Annotated in this window: 20 protein-coding genes; 12 read left to right on the top strand and 8 right to left on the bottom strand. The window is 45.1% G+C overall.

Annotation, left to right across the window (positions count from 1 at the left end; all coding sequences use genetic code 11):
• Positions 1–90: 90 nt before the first annotated feature.
• On the bottom strand, positions 91–732 hold the full coding sequence (locus NIES208_RS00970) for a DUF3120 domain-containing protein (protein ID WP_315861608.1): 642 nt from the start codon (positions 730–732) through the stop codon (positions 91–93).
• Positions 733–1,235: 503 nt separating this feature from the next.
• On the opposite strand from NIES208_RS00970, the gene NIES208_RS00965 reads away from it, so the two are divergent.
• The 5 genes from NIES208_RS00965 to NIES208_RS00945 all read left to right on the top strand — a co-directional run bounded on the left by NIES208_RS00965 (position 1,236) and on the right by NIES208_RS00945 (position 5,540).
• Positions 1,236–2,198: an undecaprenyl-diphosphate phosphatase gene (locus NIES208_RS00965; protein WP_075888793.1), complete on the top strand. Its 963-nt coding sequence runs from the start codon at positions 1,236–1,238 to the stop codon at positions 2,196–2,198.
• A 6-nt stretch (positions 2,199–2,204) separates the two neighbouring features.
• Positions 2,205–3,536: a TIGR03279 family radical SAM protein gene (locus NIES208_RS00960; protein WP_075888791.1), complete on the top strand. Its 1,332-nt coding sequence runs from the start codon at positions 2,205–2,207 to the stop codon at positions 3,534–3,536.
• A gap of 191 nt (positions 3,537–3,727) precedes the next feature.
• Positions 3,728–4,714 carry a pentapeptide repeat-containing protein gene (locus NIES208_RS00955; RefSeq protein WP_075888789.1) on the top strand — a complete coding sequence of 329 codons (987 nt, stop codon included), beginning with the start codon at positions 3,728–3,730 and terminating at the stop codon, positions 4,712–4,714.
• 142 nt (positions 4,715–4,856) lie between these two features.
• Positions 4,857–5,156, top strand: a complete 300-nt coding sequence (locus tag NIES208_RS00950) for a hypothetical protein (RefSeq protein WP_075888787.1) — start codon at positions 4,857–4,859, stop codon at positions 5,154–5,156.
• A gap of 126 nt (positions 5,157–5,282) precedes the next feature.
• Positions 5,283–5,540, top strand: coding sequence for a hypothetical protein (locus NIES208_RS00945; protein ID WP_075888785.1), 258 nt, complete (start codon positions 5,283–5,285; stop codon positions 5,538–5,540).
• A 256-nt stretch (positions 5,541–5,796) separates the two neighbouring features.
• Here the strand turns inward: NIES208_RS00945 and NIES208_RS00940 are convergent, their stop codons facing one another.
• From NIES208_RS00940 to NIES208_RS00930, 3 genes are all read right to left on the bottom strand, one after another.
• Positions 5,797–6,312: a TolB family protein gene (locus tag NIES208_RS00940; protein ID WP_075888783.1), complete on the bottom strand. Its 516-nt coding sequence runs from the start codon at positions 6,310–6,312 to the stop codon at positions 5,797–5,799.
• Positions 6,313–6,326: 14 nt separating this feature from the next.
• Positions 6,327–6,599, bottom strand: coding sequence for a photosynthetic electron transport-dependent transcriptional regulator PedR (gene pedR / locus NIES208_RS00935; RefSeq protein WP_075888781.1), 273 nt, complete (start codon positions 6,597–6,599; stop codon positions 6,327–6,329).
• Between the two features lie 103 nt (positions 6,600–6,702).
• Positions 6,703–7,737: a cysteine hydrolase family protein gene (locus NIES208_RS00930; protein WP_075888779.1), complete on the bottom strand. Its 1,035-nt coding sequence runs from the start codon at positions 7,735–7,737 to the stop codon at positions 6,703–6,705.
• A 174-nt stretch (positions 7,738–7,911) separates the two neighbouring features.
• Here NIES208_RS00930 and NIES208_RS00925 point away from each other — a divergent pair, with 174 nt between their 5' ends.
• The 5 genes from NIES208_RS00925 (at position 7,912) to NIES208_RS00905 (ending at position 12,053) form a co-directional block, all read left to right on the top strand.
• Complete coding sequence (locus NIES208_RS00925; protein WP_075888777.1) at positions 7,912–8,970, top strand: glycerate kinase; 1,059 nt, start codon at positions 7,912–7,914, stop codon at positions 8,968–8,970.
• A gap of 21 nt (positions 8,971–8,991) precedes the next feature.
• Complete coding sequence (locus NIES208_RS00920) at positions 8,992–9,849, top strand: OST-HTH/LOTUS domain-containing protein (RefSeq protein ID WP_075888775.1); 858 nt, start codon at positions 8,992–8,994, stop codon at positions 9,847–9,849.
• Positions 9,850–10,062: 213 nt separating this feature from the next.
• The gene (locus NIES208_RS00915) at positions 10,063–10,287 is read left to right on the top strand and encodes a toxin-antitoxin system HicB family antitoxin (RefSeq protein ID WP_075888773.1); all 225 of its coding nucleotides are present in this window, start codon (positions 10,063–10,065) and stop codon (positions 10,285–10,287) included.
• Between the two features lie 3 nt (positions 10,288–10,290).
• Complete coding sequence (csaB, locus tag NIES208_RS00910; RefSeq protein WP_075888771.1) at positions 10,291–11,325, top strand: polysaccharide pyruvyl transferase CsaB; 1,035 nt, start codon at positions 10,291–10,293, stop codon at positions 11,323–11,325.
• 248 nt (positions 11,326–11,573) lie between these two features.
• The gene (locus tag NIES208_RS00905; protein WP_075888769.1) at positions 11,574–12,053 is read left to right on the top strand and encodes a Dps family protein; all 480 of its coding nucleotides are present in this window, start codon (positions 11,574–11,576) and stop codon (positions 12,051–12,053) included.
• Positions 12,054–12,219: 166 nt separating this feature from the next.
• On the opposite strand, the gene NIES208_RS00900 is transcribed toward NIES208_RS00905, so the two are convergent.
• Positions 12,220–13,167, bottom strand: a complete 948-nt coding sequence (locus NIES208_RS00900) for a permease (protein WP_075888767.1) — start codon at positions 13,165–13,167, stop codon at positions 12,220–12,222.
• 207 nt (positions 13,168–13,374) lie between these two features.
• Here NIES208_RS00900 and NIES208_RS00895 point away from each other — a divergent pair, with 207 nt between their 5' ends.
• Together NIES208_RS00895 and trpC are read left to right on the top strand one after the other, a co-directional pair.
• Entirely contained in the window at positions 13,375–13,491 is a 117-nt protein-coding gene (locus tag NIES208_RS00895; protein WP_075888765.1) for a photosystem II protein Y, read from the top strand.
• A gap of 121 nt (positions 13,492–13,612) precedes the next feature.
• A complete protein-coding gene (trpC, locus tag NIES208_RS00890; protein ID WP_075888763.1) occupies positions 13,613–14,503 on the top strand; it encodes an indole-3-glycerol phosphate synthase TrpC in 891 nt (296 codons plus the stop codon).
• Positions 14,504–14,725: 222 nt separating this feature from the next.
• On the opposite strand, the gene NIES208_RS00885 is transcribed toward trpC, so the two are convergent.
• From NIES208_RS00885 to larB, 3 genes are all read right to left on the bottom strand, one after another.
• The gene (locus tag NIES208_RS00885; RefSeq protein ID WP_075888761.1) at positions 14,726–16,333 is read right to left on the bottom strand and encodes a B12-binding domain-containing radical SAM protein; all 1,608 of its coding nucleotides are present in this window, start codon (positions 16,331–16,333) and stop codon (positions 14,726–14,728) included.
• Positions 16,334–16,474: 141 nt separating this feature from the next.
• Positions 16,475–17,272, bottom strand: coding sequence for a tetratricopeptide repeat protein (locus tag NIES208_RS00880; protein WP_075888759.1), 798 nt, complete (start codon positions 17,270–17,272; stop codon positions 16,475–16,477).
• Between the two features lie 730 nt (positions 17,273–18,002).
• Positions 18,003–18,773, bottom strand: a complete 771-nt coding sequence (gene larB / locus NIES208_RS00875; RefSeq protein ID WP_075888757.1) for a nickel pincer cofactor biosynthesis protein LarB — start codon at positions 18,771–18,773, stop codon at positions 18,003–18,005.
• Between the last annotated feature and the right edge of the window lie 16 nt (positions 18,774–18,789).

Raw genomic sequence — 18,789 nt, 5'->3', positions numbered from 1 at the left:
TCGGTTACGGAAATATATGGGACATCGCTCTTAAAGAACTATCGTAGTCCTACAGTGCTTAAGATTCCATGTCCGTAATTTTTTAAGACCCTATGCAAAACAGGCCGCAACCCAAAATAAACCATCAACGAGCAATGTGCTGACAACAGCGCCAGCGAAACTCCAGTAGGGTACTTGGGGCTGCCTAAAGGCCCACCAGCTAATGGCGATTAAAAGATTTACGAGTATTACAGCCCAGCTAACTCCCCAAGGCGTTTGCATTTGGGCGAGGGCATCTTGAAAAATGGGCATTACAAAATCTGGCTCGGCGTACATCAGGCTACGCCAGTAGGGAATCAGGTCTGTAACGTAGAAATAGATATCAGTAATCGCCGTACCGAGGAGAGAGCCAAGGTAAAACAAGTGTCCAACCAAACCGCGACTTTTCCACAGTCCCCATAGGGCAAAGGGTAAACCGATCGCCTCAATGGGTAAATGCAAATAGGGTTCGTACCGCAGCCAGCCCCAGTAGACGGAGCCAGCAAGCCATGTCCAGGTAAATCCCCAGAGGAGGTCTCCCCAAATCTCTGTGTTTTTTCTTTGGCGCAAGGAATGGGCGATCGCCACCCACACCGCAGTTAACGCCAAACTGACCCAAGGTAGAGCACGCACTAGGGGTGCCTGAAAAAACACAGGAACAGACACCAAGAATCCGGCAGCAAGACAGACAAGTAAAGGTGTATTGCGCAGCAGATCCTGTTGTCGCTTTAGGACGTAGATCGCTCCAATGGAAAATAGGGGATGATTTAGCAAAATAGCACGGCGGTTAATTTGGTCGCGGCGAGACGGTTGCTCGCAAATATTAGTTGTAAATATTTATGAATGGATTTTAACTTATGATTCCAGTTTTTCTCATAAAGTCAATCTGAAATCTTTAGATGTTCACCCCAAAAAGCTGGGGGCAAAACCCTTTGATGTTTACGTATTATGACAAAGAATGAAGATAATCTACGGGGTAAGGGGTAAATAAGTTGATTCAATTTTTCCAATAATCTCGCTGAAGTGAACACTTCTAAGGGAAGTTTTTAATGTAAACGCTGCCGTAGTCGCTTAAAATTAGGCCGCTATGGCGCGACGGCTTAAATCGGGCAAAAACGATTTTTAATGTTGCGTTAAGGCTGTGCCGATATACCGAATGAGCTAAGCAATTTTCGTAATTAGGCGATTACTTTTTTGAGAACAAACTATTCTTTTTTATGCTCCGCAAACAACAATCTCGTCGATGGTTTGACTTTGGTAGTACAGCTTTGCTGGGTTTTGTCACATTTATCATCCTGAGCTGTTGGCAACATCATCTCCATGCATCTCCAGCAATTATCCTTTTCGAAGGTGTTCAGTTGACGTGGTTTCAGGGGGTTGTTTTAGGGTTTGTGCAGGGCTTAACGGAGTTTATTCCCATTAGTAGTACGGCTCACATGAAGGTGGTGCCAGTGATGTTGGGCTGGGGTGACCCGGGTGTAGCCATGGCGGCTATCATTCAGCTGGGGAGTGTTGTGGCGGTGCTGGGTTATTTTTGGCAGGATTTGCGGCAAGTTTTTGGTGGTGCGTGGCAGGCTTGGCAAATGAAAGATTTTGAAAAGCAGGAATGGTTGTTGTTTTGGGGGATTTGTTTGGGTACTGTGCCGATCTTGGTGGCGGGTGTGGTGATTAAGGTTTTTGTGCCGGACTATGATGAGTCGCCGCTGCGTAGTCTGACTGCGATCGCCGTTGCGTCGATTGTGATGTCTGTTTTGTTGGCGATCGCCGAAAAGAGCCAAAACCATGATCGTCAATTTAACCAATTGACCTTAAAAGACGGCTTATTCATGGGAGTCGCCCAAGCCTTAGCGATTATTCCGGGGGTTTCCCGCTCTGGCTCAACGATGACAACGGGTTTATTTATGAACCTTGACCGGGCGACAGCTGCTAGATTTTCTTTTCTGCTTGGTATTCCGGCGATCACGATTGCGGGCTTAGTAGAGCTCAAAGATTTACTGAGCAACGATCTTGGCTCCATTTCCTTACTCACTTTGGCCGCTAGTTTGATGTCTTCTGTAGTTTTTTCTTATTTGGCGATCGCCTGGCTAATCAAATTTTTACAGAACCATAAGACATGGATCTTCGTTTGGTATCGATTGGCATTTGGTATGATCATTTTGGCATTGACCCAGTTTTCCTAAGTCCCTATGAGTGCCTCCACTATTCAACCCGCAAAAGTTCTAAGCGTCGTTACAGCGTCCATTGCCGAAGAAATCGGGTTTGAAAAAGGTGATGCGATTGTTTCCATTAATGGCACATCACCACGGGATCTCATTGATTATCAGTTTCTCTGTGCCGACGAATATTTAGAATTAGAAGTCCTCGATAAACGCGGTAAAAAACACCATGTCGAGATCGAAAAAGACTACGACGAAGATCTGGGTCTTGAGTTTGAAAATGCCCTGTTTGACGGGTTAATCCAGTGCAATAATGCCTGCCCCTTTTGCTTTATCGACCAGCAGCCCCCCGGCAAACGTAAAACCCTTTATCTCAAAGACGATGACTATCGCCTTAGCTTTCTCTATGGCAGCTATCTCACCCTCACAAATTTGCCAGAGCGGGAATGGCGGCGCATTAGTCAAATGCGGTTATCGCCGCTATATGTTTCTGTGCACGCCACCGAAGCCCCGATTCGCCGTCGGTTACTAAAGAATGAACGTGCCGGAGAAATCCTCAATCAGCTCCAGTGGTTTGCGGATAATCGTCTGCAAATTCATGCCCAAGTGGTGGTCTGTCCGGGGATTAATGACGGTGAGCATTTAGAACAAACCCTGCGGGATTTAGCGAGTTTTCACCAAGGGGATATTCCGGCCGTCATTTCGGCAGCTGTTGTACCAGTGGGTTTAACGCGCTTCCGTCCCCCGGAAGATGAGCTGAGTCCCGTTAGCCAAGATAAGGCCAGAGAAGTTATTGTCCAAGTAAAACGATTACAGGCAGAATTTCAGGAACGGTTTGGGACAAATTTTGCGTGGTTGGCGGATGAATGGTTTTTGATCGGACGGGAGGAGCTACCGCCGGAATCTCACTACGAAGATTATCCACAAATTGGTAATGGTGTGGGATCGATCCGGCAATTTATTCGGGATTTTTTGGCGATCGCCGATGAACGTTTACCCAAACAAATTTCCCACCCGAAAACCTACACGTGGATAGTCGGCAATGCTGTCGAAAAAGCCTTTGAGCCTTTGGTAGAACGTCTCAATCAGGTGGAAAATCTAACGATAAATTTGGCGGCACTAAATAGCGACTATTGGGGACAGGCAATCACTGTCACGGGTCTTTTAACTGGTCAAGACCTGATTAAAAAACTCAGCGGGCAAACCTTTGGCGATGGCCTATTATTACCGACTGTCATGCTGAAACATGATGAGGCAAAATTCCTTGATGACATGCTGGTTTCCGAAGTGGCGATCGCCCTTGAAACGGTTATTTATCCCGTTAAAAATATCGAAGATTTGCTAGAAAACTGTATCAATTAAAGCCATTGCCGCCGGGGATCAACAAAAACCGACTTCCGTAAAGAATCATCTCCAGATTCGTTAAGAAAGTCTTAAGTTCCCTTGTAATAGAGGTAGCAGGCACAGATATAAGTTGAGGGCGACATCCAAAGCCAGAAGCTGCAGGCGCAACGGAGTCAGTTTGAGAAAAAGCCTCAACCGGAGTGGAAGAGATGAAAAAGCAACTGCTAACGGCCTATCGTCAAGGCGATCGCCATTTACATAACACTCAAGTTACAGGCTTTAATTTAAGCGGTGAAGCCTTTAAACAAGCAGATTTTAGCTACAGTGATTTTGCCCATAGTTATCTTGATCGCACTAATTTTTCCCACTGCCAATTTCACCAGGCTAATTTTGAACAGGCATCACTTTTCGGTAGCAACCTCAGCTACGCCAAGCTACAGCATTGCAACCTCCAGCAAGTAAATCTCACCAAGGCTAATTTGCAGGGCGCTCGCCTCGACCACAGCAATTTAAACCAAACCCAATTAAGCGGTGCCCTCCTCCATTGGGCTTCTTTTTATCAAGCGCAAATGCGTGACGTAAATCTCTGTGGCGCAAATTTACAGGGTATTAATTTTCGGGGCGCAGATCTAACCAATGCCAACCTTAGTTGGAGTAATCTGAGCCGGGCAAAACTAAGTGGTGCTATTTTAGATGGCGCAAATCTAGATGGGGCAAGGCTTAGAGCGGCCTATATGAATGCCCTCGATCTGAGTCTACGTAATCTTGAGGGATTAGATTTACAGGATATTATTTTTAACGGCGGTCTATGTAATCGCGCCCATTTGGTCGGAAGCAATTTATCTAATGCCCATTTACGTTTAACAAAATTTGTAGATACGATTTTTGATCGGGCAAATCTATGCGGCGCTGATTTTAGGGAAGGAACGTTACAACGGGCAAGCCTCAAAAGTGTCAGGGCGATCGCCACGAATTTCGGGCAAAGTGTTTTATGCCAAGCTAATTTTCTCGGGGCGAATTTACAAGAGGCAAACTTTTATGGCGCAGATCTCCGGGAAGCTAATTTCCGCGATGCTAATCTTCAAGGCGCAAATTTAACCGCAGCAAATCTCACCAATGCCCAGCTTACACCGCAACAACTCAAAACCTGCATTATCAGTAAAACGCAGTTACCGACAGCCTTTGCTCTAGCTTAAAAAATCAAATAAATCATAAATTTTCCCTGACCAAAACAATTATTCGCTGCCGCAGCTTGCCGGCGATCGCCATTTCTTTTTAATTCCCCGGAAAAAGCCACGCTATAGTTCGAGTAGCGACAGTTCGCGTCACTAATACAGCATGACAGAGACTAAGGCGGCGATCGCCGAATTATTTTACAGAGGCAAACTACAAGAAGCTAACGGCAAATTTATTCCTTGCGATTTTAGTACGGGCTGTTTTACCTTGCCATTTTTACTCATAGGCAGTTTTTTGCCCCTAATCGCTTTAGTGATCGCGCTTGGACAATACACTATTCGCAAGCCCCGCAGCATCATTAATTTTTACCGCAAGCTACAGACACTGACCTTTACCACAAATTTGCTGATTGCTGTTTTAATTTTATTTGCCATCGGTTTAGCCATCACCCTCTTTTGGTAAGGACTCCCCCAGCTCAAGTTAACCCTGGCGAGTCTCAGGGAAGCGTTATATCAAAGAAAGCACAATGAATTTCGTTATGGCTTACTACTGACCGAAAATCATCTTGCCATCCGCTGTTTTTGCGATTTGTACGACGGCCAGACCATCCGCCTTGCCCAAAAGCACATCACGTCATTTTCAAAAGAACCTCTGGTTTTTTCAAAAAAGCAAATTGTTGACATTTCCTTTTGTAGTGAACGTCTGGAGACAAAGCAACGCATTCAATATTTGGTTTTAAGCTTTTTTGATATGCAAGGCTATATCCAGCGACTTCGACTGCCGACTCCCTATCTCGATATTCAGCTTCAGCAACTGTTTTATCAGCTCAAAGATTGGCAAAACTAACGTCAGTTCGGGTTAAGGAGTTATCTGAATGCCTTGAAAACACGGGGACATTGGGATAGGGAGATACGGAGAGGGGAAGATACGGAGACGGGGAGATACGGAGACGGGGAGACACGGGACATCAACGGACACCCGCATTAGGATTGTTTGAATAAAAAATCGCCCCATCCCTCGCTCTCCCTTTCGCCGCGTCGTCATTCCAGACCATGCTTAAACCGAACTCAGGTAAAACTAGTTTGATTTAAACCCTAAAAAACTACTCGCCCTCTAGAATGTCGGCTTGAACACCACGATCAATCACTTCAATATCCCATTGCCCTGTGCGATCGCCCTCAAAGGCCACCCAACGTCCATCGCCGCTAATCGTCGGATTTCGCACTTGCCCGATATATGTGCTGGTTAAACTTTGGCTTTGGAACGATGTGCGGTCGTAAAGATAAACATTGGTTTTGCCGTCCTGCTCCGAGGTATAAACTAGATAGCGACCATTACGGCTAATGTCGGGCTGGTCATAAAACACATTAGGTTGGTGTAATCCCGGTAAGGGCAACAGTTTTCGTTGGGATAAATCGTAGAGAAAAATACGCCGCTGCTGACGGCGATCGCTGGCAAAGACGAGATAGCGACCATCATCAGAGAGGCGGGGATTTTTTTCGCTGTGGGTACTGTTGAGATTATTGCCGAGGGGATCAGCGGTTGGCGTTACATAGTTTTGGTTTTGGCAGGCTGTTAATATCGCGATTAATCCGAGCCAAATAATGTAGCGAATCACAACAGATGAAGCGTTTATTCGGCGATCGCCGAATTGTTGGGCAAAGTGCAACAATTAACCTTATCCAAACAAACTTTCCCCCACTGTAGCGCCCAACGAACAAGGGATACACGATTGTCAGTGGATGTTTTTGTGAGAATATTACTGATGTGATTATCGACAGTGCGCTTACTAATTTCTAGCTGCGAGGCGATCTCATGGTTGGTCAAACCGCTAGCGACCAAATCAACGATTTGGATTTCCCGTTCTGATAATCCCGCCTCAGATGCCGTTTTCTCCGTTGCCATAGACCCGTATTTCGCCTGTGTACATTTACTTATCCCTATTGTACGGAAGGATTTTTTTTTCGCTAGCTCTTTATAGTTTTGCATCGGTTTGAGGACAGATTCTTTACAAATCTAAGCCCGGAAAATCGGCGATCGCCATCTGAGATGTAACAATATGCATCCCAGCCTTAGCAAAGCGTTCAAAGGCCTCATCGGCTTGGGACGTAAAGTCCACAATGCCGGGGATCACCACAGGAGATGTGCAGTCTTCCAGTAGGTAAACTTTCTTAGCAAGCTTGGGATCCTGGGTCAAAATCTCCGATAGTAAATCGTCTATCGTCCAAGCGACACAATGACTTTTTGCCTGACCCGCAATAATTACCGCATCAAAATTTAAGAGCTTTTGCAAGAAACGGGTATTTTTCTGGGCAATGGGTCGATCCTTAGCATCCTTTAGGACTTCGGGACGCAACACAGAATAGTTTTCCGTGAGGGGATTACCGCCTTTAATTTCAAAATTGGTTTGGCTATGGCGGGTCAAATTATGGAAAAACATCGCCTCTTCCACCGCCGAAACGAGGGCATGACCGATGCCGCCCACCATGGAGTGATAGGGCCAAATGGTGAGGGGATATTTGCTGTCGTCGTCCAGCTTTTTGGTGTAGTGCAACGCAAATTGCTGGAGACCCACATAATTGCCTTTGCTAATGCTGTAGGCGATCGCCGGATTGACTTTCCAGACTCCTTGCTGCACATCTGCATGACTAATAGTGCTAGCCGGTTGGGGATGTTCACCCGCATCGTTTGTCCAAAAAATTGGGTGGAAAATTTGCATTGCCGTGTGGGTATCCATCGTGGGGGCAATTTCTGTCAAAACGCCTAAATTACGGTAAATAAATTCGCAAAGACGGACATTATCTTCCACAGCACCAGTGCCAGACTGACCGCCAACAAATAGCTCAAAATCTGGAATACAAAAGGTATTTTGCACATCGATCGCCATTAAACAGATACGTTTTTTATCCGTCGCCGCCGGTTTAATGTTGTGTTTCGCAATCCAGTCCTTTGCATCGTTAGCCCGTTCGAGATAAGGGACACGCCAGACTTCACCGACAGTTTGGGGATTAAAGAAATTTGGAATTGGTAAAGAAGCAGACATGGACAACCTCAGCATTTATGTTAAAGTCACACTATCTATTTTAGTGTTGAGACAACACAGTGTCAATGTTGGTGACTAAATGATTTTCATTATGGCGATCGCCCCATTGTCTGAAATCGAAGAACGGATCTAATTTAGAAAGAATCCATAAAAAACGGGTGAGGAGCAACAGCGATGGATATTGCCGAAATCTTAGGGGAGTGGTTGGCCGGGCATCCCCCTCAAATCACGGATTATGAAAAACTCTTAGCCCAAGAAAAACAGTACCCAAAACAGGCGCTCGGTCTCGGTTGTGACCTGAGTGTGGCCGGTATTTCAGTCAGGGCAACGGAATTTTTGGCGATCGCCCCGGCGATTATTCAGCTCTGTGAATCCATGAAATTTACGGATCAAGATGCGATTTTGCGAACCCTATGGGAGTTGTGGTTACCCTTAGCGATGCAGTTACGACGAGCCAGACAACAGCAAGATCAGCCCTTAATTCAAGGGATTCTCGGTGGGCAGGGCACAGGAAAAACGACGATCAGTCGAGTGTTACGGGAAATTCTCGCTACGTGGAATTATCCTTGCATTGCCATTTCTATTGACGATCTCTATAAAACCTACGCCGAACGCCAAAAGTTATTGGAAACTCAGCCGCGTCTTATTTGGCGAGGACCTCCCGGAACCCATGATGTTGATACAGGTTTAGAGGTTTTGACCCAGCTTCAACGGGCAAATCTTGACGATAAAATTGCGGTTCCTCGGTTCGATAAATCACTGCACAATGGTCAGGGCGATCGCCTACCGTCAGAGGAAGTTGACCCAGCAGAAATTATTTTGTTTGAAGGGTGGTTTGTGGGTTGCCGTCCAGTGGAGCCAGAAGTCTTTAAAAATGCTCCAGCGCCAATTAATACATCTGAAGATCGACAGTTTGCGCAGGAGATGAACGAAGCGCTACAGGACTATTTGCCGCTATGGGAAAAGCTAGATCGGCTAATTGTGCTGTACCCAGAGGATTATCGCCTCAGTAAAGAATGGCGCAAGGATGCGGAACACAATATGATTGCGAAGGGGAAAACGGGGATGAGTGACGCGGAGATTGATGATTTTGTGGATTATTTTTGGCGATCGCTCCACCCAGAACTATTTATTACGCCGCTCACGCAAAATCCCGATTGGACAGATCTTGTCATTGAAATTGATGCAGAACACCGTCCTTGCAAGATTTATCGACCGAAAACTTCTGAATAAAATACGTTCAATCAAAATTGTATGGCTGATTTAAAAAAGCTACAGGAGGATTACTTTAAAAGAGTGGGTCGCAATGTAGTGGAATACAAATACATAGAAAAACTGCTGAAGGTTCTACTTCCTATTTCAGAGGCTTTCGCAAACTGCGGAAAGAGTAATCCTTCAAAATTTGAACTAGCAACTCTTGGGCATTTAATTAATAAATTAATTGAGTATTTAGAAACAAATGCTGATTTTTTAGAAGTCGAAGGACACGATGATTTCAATACTCTTGAATCCCTCAAAGAACTTTTTTATGATGACTTTAGAAAACTAGTTCAAGCCCGTAACAATCTAGTTCATTATTCAGGCTCGCTCCCGTGCTCTGAAGAAAAGTATCAAGTACAAATAAAAGAGTTAGATATCAACTATGACAATATTTTTTCTTTCAAAAGCAATCTTGTTAGGATGATTTTTGTACATAATGCTCTTATAAATAGCTTTTTGGGATATGAAGATTCAAAAGCTTACGCAACATATTTGATACTCAAAGAATCTTTGCCTGAAAACACGGTTTTTATAGATTTTGTTAATCCTTGGCAAACAACATGGTACAAGACCAAAATTATCGAATACACGCTGATAGCAGAAAAGAAATTCAAAAACCAATATGGCTGGACTTCATTGTCCCATGCAGGAAATTTCATTCGACAGTCCGATAAAAACATTACTCCGCGGAGATATGGTCTTTCAAAATTAAAAGACGTTCTGGAGGCATCTGGATTGTTCGATTTTTATTTTATTGAAAATAAGAAACAACTTTTTTATAAAAGTACATACTCCTGTGTAAACTGGGCATTTGAGAGAAATCTTGAAGAATATACCGTTCACGTGAAGTAGCAACTTTTTAAGAAATACACACAATTAACGGACTCATCTTTCTGTTTTCTACCAAATATTGATTTGATTGAGGATATTATGGGGCTTCACTGTTATGATCTCCGGAAGTGCAGAAGTAATCGTTACTAATAACATCAAAGATTTTGAGAGAGCTGATTTATTGTTTCCCAACTTAAAAATTTTGAAACCTGAAGAATTGATTCAGAGGTGAATATGGCAACTTTAACAATTCGATTACCTGATGAAAAACACGCTCGTTTAAAAGCGTTAGCCAAGGCAAAAGGGATCAGCTTAAACAAGTTGATGGAAGAATTTTCTAACATTGCTCTTGCAGAATTTGATGCTCAAACTCGATTTAAAGCTTTGGCTATCACAGGCGATCGCCAGACTGGTTTAGAGTTACTGGATAAGTTGGATAACTATTTTGCTGAGTCGTAATTAATGACAAAAGTTGTGCTGTGTGGCTATTACGGTCATGGGAATGCGGGGGATGAAGCTCTGTTGGTGACGCTATTACAGATGTTGCCGACCAGTGTGGAACCAATCGTGTTGTCCCATAATCCTGCTGTCACAACTGCTGCCTATGGCATTCCTGCGGTAAAGCATAAATCTCTGGAGGCTCTCAAGGCGATCGCCGCCTCTGATGGTTTTGTGTGGGGTGGAGGCAGTTTGATGCAGGATGTTAGTAGTCTCGCGAGTCCGATTTACTATGGTGGTTTGATGAAATTTGCGCAGCTCCTCGGCAAGAAAACGATTGCTTGGGGGCAGGGCATTGGCCCCCTAAATTCGGCGATCGCCCAGTGGATAACGCGGTTTTGTCTCAAATCCTGTAAAGCAGTTAGTGTTCGAGATCAAGCATCTTCTGACTTGCTCAAATCTTGGCATATTGAACATATTCTCGCGCCCGATCCGGTGTGGAAATTAGGAGAAATTCCCTTCGATCAAGATTTAGATTTTCCCCATCCTCGTGTTGCGGTTAATCTGCGCTCACACCATACTTTAACCCCAGAAAAATTAGCTGTACTTACCGAAGCTTTGAAAATTTTCCAGCGGCAGTTGAACGCAACTATCGTTTTAGTGCCTTTTCAGGAAAGTCAGGATGGGGCGATCGCCGCGCAACTTTATGAGCAACTAGAACAGCCTAAAACTATTGCCCAAATCTCGAAGCCACAGCAGTTTAAAAGTCTCTTTCAGCAGGTGGATTTTTTGATTGGGATGCGCCTGCACAGTTTGATTATTGCCAGTTCGGCGGGCTGTGCCTGTTCTGCCCTCAGCTATGATCCGAAAGTTACGCAGCTGCAAAATCAATGCGATATTCCCGGTTTTAATTTTGAAATGTTGCCGAAAGATGCGGGGGCGATCGCCGACAGTTGGTTTCAGCAGTTCCAAGCGAGTCAAAACCGCAATTCACTGAATATCAATGCAATTCAAAAAGACGTTCAGCAACACAAACAGTTACTAGCGCTCTTGTCCTAAACCCGACAAACCATTCCCAATCAAAATAAACGGCGACCAATAGTAAGGGTCGATTTTGCGCCGGCCTGTTGCATAGCGATTTTTATCATTCTTAAGCATTTCCCTTGCCGGAAAGTCTCAACAATTCCGGATATAGTACCGAAAAACCGACAAATTTCTACCCTCCGCCTACCCCAAGAGCATGAGGAAGATTTCAAGGGATTATGTCACGATATCTGATAGATCAATATTTTTTCCACATAAACTCTATGGTTACCTCATTTCCCATTAACATCGGCATCAAAGAAGAAGATCGCAAGGCGATCGCCGATGGACTCAGCCACCTTCTCGCCGACACCTACACGCTCTATCTCAAAACCCACAACTTCCACTGGAACGTCACAGGGCCGATGTTCCAAACCCTCCACCTCCTTTTTGAACAGCAATACAACGAGCTTGCCCTCGCTAGTGACGAAATTGCTGAGCGTATTCGTGCCCTCGGTTCACCCGCTCCCGGAACCTACAAAGCATTCTCTGAACTCTCTTCCATTAACGAAGAAGAAGGTGTGCCCGCAGCTGAAGATATGATTCGTCAGCTTGTCGAAGGTCAAGAGGCGGTTGTCCGTACTGCACGCTCTATGTTTGAAGTTGTGGATAAGGCACATGATGAACCGACCGCCGATCTTTTAACACAACGCATGCAAGTCCATGAAAAAAATGCTTGGATGCTCCGTAGCTTACTGGGCTAAAACTAACGAGATGATAATTCGCAAAAAAAAAGCGATATGTATCGTCATTGCGGTTTAGTTCAAGCATTTAGATCCCCCTAAATCCCGAATCTGTTTCAACGGGAGGCCAGGGGGATTCGGCATATTTACATATTTAATTGGTAACGACACTGATTTTTATTTTTGACTAAAAAACATAGAAATTTAGCCAGAGGTTTAGGGCGATCGCCGTCAAGCTCAGCAAGATTACGAGATAGAGAAAAGCTTTGGGACGCAGGGTATTTGCTAACAAAAAAAAGCTGATACAACTGGTAAAGGTGCTACTGAGCAAAAAGCCAAGACTATGGCCGGCATTACCAAGTTGTAACCAATGGCTCGCCAAAAAGAAATGCTGCGCAAATCCAATCGGACTCGCAAAACCGGCAAGCAAAACTGACCAAGGATTTAGGCTCCCTACTACCATCGGGAGAACCCAAAGCTGAAGACAGGCGGCGACCCCACAGCCCAATAATAGCCATAGAGACCATTCCATGAGCTCACGGGTAAATACGTAAAAACCTATGGATAACCGTGATTTGCGATCAACAGGCAAAATTGTGAGTTTTGTTGTGGCTAAGGCTTCTGTTTCTAGGGGGGCGATCGCCACACGGTGGGCACTAGGATGGGCGATCGCCGGATAGCGAAAGGATGATTCATCCCCCTGCACCCGCGTAATCATTTGCCGTTGCATCGCAAACAAACAGCTAAAACAAACCAGCAAAGTAAAACTTAAACCACCATAAAATAAGCCCACCTCACCATTGTCGGGAAATGCTCGCCACAGTTGTAGGAGCAAAATAGGATTAATAGACACCGCCGTCAGCCAGAAGGCGATCGCCAAACTCGACGAACCAGATTGCCAAAGTAAGCGGCGCATCACCGGAAATAAGCCACAGGACCCAATGGGTAACAATAAGCCCAAACCACAGCCATACAAAGGCTGCCACCAGACACTTTCTGGTAAAATCGTTTCCCAGCGGCGGCGGGGCGCAAACAAAAATAACCCCGTTGAAACAGCCACACCAACGATTAACCACGGTAAAGCCACCAGCCATTGACTGATTAGAAGCGTAAACCAATGCTGTAATGTCACCATGCTGTCTACATACGCCGAAAAGATTCCCCACCTACCCTACATGATCCCAAAAGGCTTGGTGCAATCAACCTAAAAAATTGGCGATCGCCACCCCGATCAAGATTCTGCACCATTTTGATCCTTGGAAAAGACGGCGGGATGAGTTATTAATGTAAAATTAGATAACTTTTTACAACCATTACTTTTAAAAACCAAGAGGAAAAGATTATGGACTTCCGTGTTGTTATTGTATTAGCTCCTTTAGCAGTCGCAGCATCCTGGGCATTATTCAACATCGGTGCCGCTGCCCTAAACCAACTCAGCAACATGCGTCGCGGCGAGTAAACCGCTCCATCTAATTTTTCCTGTTGTCCGATGGCAACCCCTTACACAAAAAAATTAGCCAACAAATTTTTATCGACTTTAGCAGCCCTTACCGGGTTGCTTTTTAATCATTAGAGAAATTATGTCTGTCCAAATCCGCCGCCAACACCCCAGTCGACCGATCAATGTCAGCATTTTGCAGTACCAAGTCGCCCTACCGGATGCGGAACCTCGACATATTCTCGAAGAAATTGTCTGGTACAAAGAGCTAGAAATTGAGCAAATGCGCGAGGAGGTGAGCCTACTCCAACTGCGTAAACTCGTCACCACCTTGCCGCCAGCGAAGGATTTTATTTCAGCCCTCGTTAATGGCAAAACAAATCCCGCTCTGATCGCTGAGGTCAAAAAAGCCTCTCCCAGTAAAGGGGTGATCCGCGAAGATTTTGACCCGGTGGCGATCGCCAAAGCCTACGCAGCAGGGGGCGCAAGCTGTTTATCTGTTCTGACCGACCAGAAATTTTTCCAAGGCAGCTTTGATAACCTCAAGTTAGTACGCGAAGCCGTTGACCTGCCCCTCCTCTGCAAAGAATTTATTATTTACCCCTACCAAATTTTTAAAGCACGCAGCTACGGCGCTGATGCAGTTCTACTAATCGCAGCAATTTTGTCGGATCAAGACCTTGAATATTTCGTCAAAATTACCCGCAGTTTAGGAATGGCCGCCCTCGTTGAAGTCCATACAGCGGCTGAGCTAGATCGTGTTTTAGCGGTGGACGGTATCAATCTCATTGGCATTAATAACCGTAACCTAGAAGATTTTTCGGTCAACCTTGAAACCACAACCGTGCTCATGGAGTCCCGCCGGGCGGAAATTCAGGCAAAGGGAGTCCGGGTTGTCAGTGAATCGGGTATTCATACTGCGGTTGATCTTGGATTCGTACGGGAAGCTGGCGCTAAAGCAGTACTCATTGGGGAATCTCTTGTGAAACAGCCTGACCCAAAACAGGCGATCGCCGAACTTTTTGATCTTTAAGGTCATCTCCGACATTTCCTGAAAATTCTTAGACGATAGGAGAGTGGGAGACGCGGGGACATGGGGACACGGGGACACGGAGAAAAGACGACTGATGGTGTTTCAGACTGCATTTGTTTTTTGGTGACTGAGCTGTATGCCGTGCGGGTAAAGGGGAACTCGTCTTTATTTCTCGTTCATTCTCTCGCCGCGTCACCCTATCTCCCTTTCACCGTGTCACCCTCAAACCACCTCTGGCAAAGCACCGGATTCTTCCATATGTTTTTGAATCGTCGCCTTCGGAATCGCTGTGTGGAGATGTTGCCAAGGTAAGACTTGGTCAGTTTGCCATTGCTGGTGCACGTAAAAATCTAGTGGCGGAATCTTGCCCTTGAGATCTTTAAAGGCGCGTTTATAGCTCCCCAAAGTATCGCCATATTCACGGGTCAGTTCGAGGAGCTGGGACAGACGGCGATCGCCCCGCGATAATAACGCCTGAATGACAGACCAGTTATAACTTTCCGGTCGAAACTCAATGCCTTGGGAACGCAACTTTTTCTGGAGCAGTTGCAGACGCTTTTTTGCCGCTTTATTCACCCCAAACCATTGAAATGGCGTGTGGGCTTTCGGGACAAAAGTACTGCACCCCAAAGTCAGACGCAGGCCGGGAGCTGCCTTTTTCGCCGCTAACATCATCTCGATAGTGGCCTCAATATCTGCCTGTTCCTCGCCGGGAATCCCAGCCATGCCGTAGAATTTAATCGCTTTTAGACCACCCGCTTTTGCATTGACTGCCGCTGTAATAATTTCATCATTGGTTAGTTTTTTATTGACGATTTCCCGCAACCGTTCCGAGCCACTTTCGACGGCGATCGTAATGGAGCGAGTATCCCGCGCCGCTAAAGTTTGGGCTAATTTTTCTGTAACCGTATTCGTCCGTACCGAGGCAATACTCAAGCGCACATCCTTATATTTAGGCTGCGACAAATAATCTAGCAACGCTTCAAATTCAGGGTGCTGGGTCACAGAAGCTCCCAAAAGTCCCAGACGATCAGTAACTTTTAAGCCCCGTTCAATGGCCGGAATTAATGACCCCTCCAGATTTGCGACTCGAAATGGCAAAGTCACATAACTGGCGAGGCAAAAGCGACACATTTCTGGACAACTCCGCACCACCTCCACCATATAAATATTTTCCCAAGCAGCTTTTTCGGTCACAACCGTCGAAGTGGACAAAACATTACCGCGATAGGTTTGCTTGTAGACCGCCGCGGGCACATCTGGAAATCTTGGCTCAATACTTTCAATTTCTGCCGTTGGCGAGCGATAGGTTATCCCATACAAACTGGGTACATAAATGCCTTCTACCTGAGCTAAACGCCGTAATTTTGCTTGGCGATCGCCGCCGCGAATATCCTGATAGGCATCAATAAACTCATCCAAAAGCGTTTCACCATCGCCAAGAAGAATAACATCAAAAAAATCAGCATAGGGCTCAGGATTGGCACTCAGCACAGAACCACCACCAAAAACAATCGGGTGATGACTTTTACGAGCAGTAGCCCTCAGGGGAATATCAAGCTGTTCAAGGAGGTCAAATAAATTTGTATAATCTAGCTCCCACGAAAACGAAAATCCAACAATTTCAGGCGACGACGGCAACTTCTCATGGAGATCCGTAAATAAGCGCCGCACATCCACATCAGACCGCTGGCTAAACTTGGCCCAAACCAGTTGATAACCCAAACTTGTAATGCCAACAGTGTAGGTATTCGGAAACGCAAAAACCAGCGGAATCGCGTTTTGCTCAGGCGTAACAGGGTCAAAAAGTAACCGTTCTTGTTCAAACAAAGTTTTCGCTTAGGACACAACTAATCTGTTTGCCATTGTAAACGAGTCCGTTTTTATCCTGCCGACCAACAACCACAGTTTCCATACATAGCAGCAACCAACACAAGCACATTAATTATCCGCCATCACCATCATCGTCATTTAGCCAAAACGTAGCCAAGATGCGCGTGGTGTAGATTTTGATTTTTTAGACTTCGTCTTGTTTTCAGTAGCTTTTGCCGTCGACGGCACCGATGCAAAAAATTGCTTTTTCACTTCCCGAATCAATGCATCATTAGGACTTGCGGCGATCGCCTTTTTGAGATGAACCTTAGCCAAGCTCAATTGACCACTCTCCAAATAAATCCGAGTCAACCAAGCATGAGCTTTACCATTTTTAGCATCATGACGCAGTACCTCACGCAACTCAAGAATTGCCCCCTTGATATCTTTCAACTTGAAATATTTTTCAGCACGTTCTAAAGCAGACCGCTGCACCGACTCAGCCCCCTTAGCAGAAGAAAGACACCTCACAAAAAAGTCAACCGTCTGCTGTTTAAGATAACCTTCAGCCACCGCAATCTCACCAAAAAACTTCTTTTGCTGTTGTTGAATCTTTAAAATCCCCGTAACTTGTTCTTCCGTTAACAATCCAGCCTCTAACAAGTAATAGCCAATTTTCTTCTGCTTATTTTTAATACTTAAACTATTGAGAATACCTTCCCAACGAACCGCAAAGAAATCACAAGTCTCTTGCTTAATCCATCCCCTTAAAGCAAGAATCTCCCCGATTTTAAACGTTTCATAACCGGGAATAGACTGATTCTGTAGAGCCAATTTAACCTGATCTTCAGAAATAAGACCGGCTTGAACCAAGACCTGACCAAGGGGAAGCTTCCCACGTAGCTTAATATTGCGCTGAATCTGCTGATGTTGCGTTGGAACGACTGACGACGACATTTCTTAACCCTAATGAAGACTGTAAATGCACACCTGAACAAACCATTAAGGAGATATCAGAACGACAGTGGAAATCTAAATATTATGTTCTCTCCCACTTACTAAGCGTATCTTGATTTTGATAACTTCTGTAGCGCTAACTCATAATATTCATCCAATCTTCAATTCAATATCTTCCAGATAAAGCTTTGGATAAGAACTCACTTTTCTTTCCGGATAGCACAAAAAAAACCAGTGAAAACTAGTTTGATTCAAGTTGAAAAATAGCTTGTTTGAGGGACGCGATCCAGTGAAATCACGTAACCCCATTACTTTATACAGAAAAATTAAATTATCCGCATTAAGTAGCAACTACATCGCTATTCGTCGGAATTCATAAAAACACAGTGATAGCTCCACTTCAACGGATAAATATCTAGTCATTGTTTATAATTTATGGCGTATGGAGTTGAAAAAGCCTGGTCAAATCCCATTGATAACAAATGGTCTAAAAAGATTCACCGCAAAATTGTATCTTGACCTAGGTTGACTAATTTTATAAATGTCAGTTTTGATTAAAAATTCCATCTAAAATTTTCAGAAAAAGGGAAACCTTAAAATAAGGGGAAGCAGTCATATTGGCATTATTCTCGGCAAGTCCTCACCAAAATTTATGAGTTGAGGGACACTGCCCATCTTCCCTTTGCCATGGCATTATGACAGACTCCGTTTAACCCCAAACCTAGATTAATTAGCGTAATCTCGCAGCGGTGCGGAGAATTTGTCCCGCAAGGATCGCCGCTCCAAAGCCATTATCGATATTCATGACTCCAATACCGGCAGAACAAGAATTTAGCATTGTGAGCAAGGGTGCTACGCCACCAAAGCTAACGCCGTAGCCAATACTGGTTGGTACAGCAATGACGGGACAGTCGGCTAGTCCAGCAACGACACTAGGTAAGGCTCCTTCCATACCTGCGACGGTGATCAACACATCGGCTTCATCAATGATATGGCGGTGACTTAGGAGTCGGTGAATACCTGCGACTCCCACATCCCACAAGCGCTTGACGGCAAAACCGGATAGTTCGGCGGTAATGGCAGCTTCTTCTGCAACGGGCAGGTCAGCGGTTCCGGCAGTGATAATGGAAATTGCACCACGATGTTTGACTTCTGGAAAAGTCTGGATACGAGCGCAAATACGAGCTTCGGGGTAGTAGGTGAGTTGGTTAACTTTAGGCTGGAGGTAGTGGTAGGTCTCAACGTCAATGCGTGTGGCCATCACTATGGGGTGGCGATCGCCCATGGCATTCATAATCTTGGCAATCTGCTCAGGTGTTTTACCCGGCCCCCAAATCACCTCAGGAAAACCCGTACGCAGCCCACGATGATTATCAATTTTTGCAAAATCGTCAACAGACTCAAAGGATAAATGTTTGAGGTCTGTAAAAGCAGCTTCTGGACTCACACGCCCTTGGGCAACAGACTCTAGTAAATGCCGGAGGGCATCCTGCTCATTCATAAAAAACTAGGGTTTA

It is taken from the genome of [Limnothrix rosea] IAM M-220 (genome assembly GCF_001904615.1).
Lineage (GTDB): Bacteria > Cyanobacteriota > Cyanobacteriia > Cyanobacteriales > MRBY01 > MRBY01.
This window is presented reverse-complemented; position numbering and strand designations above follow the sequence as displayed.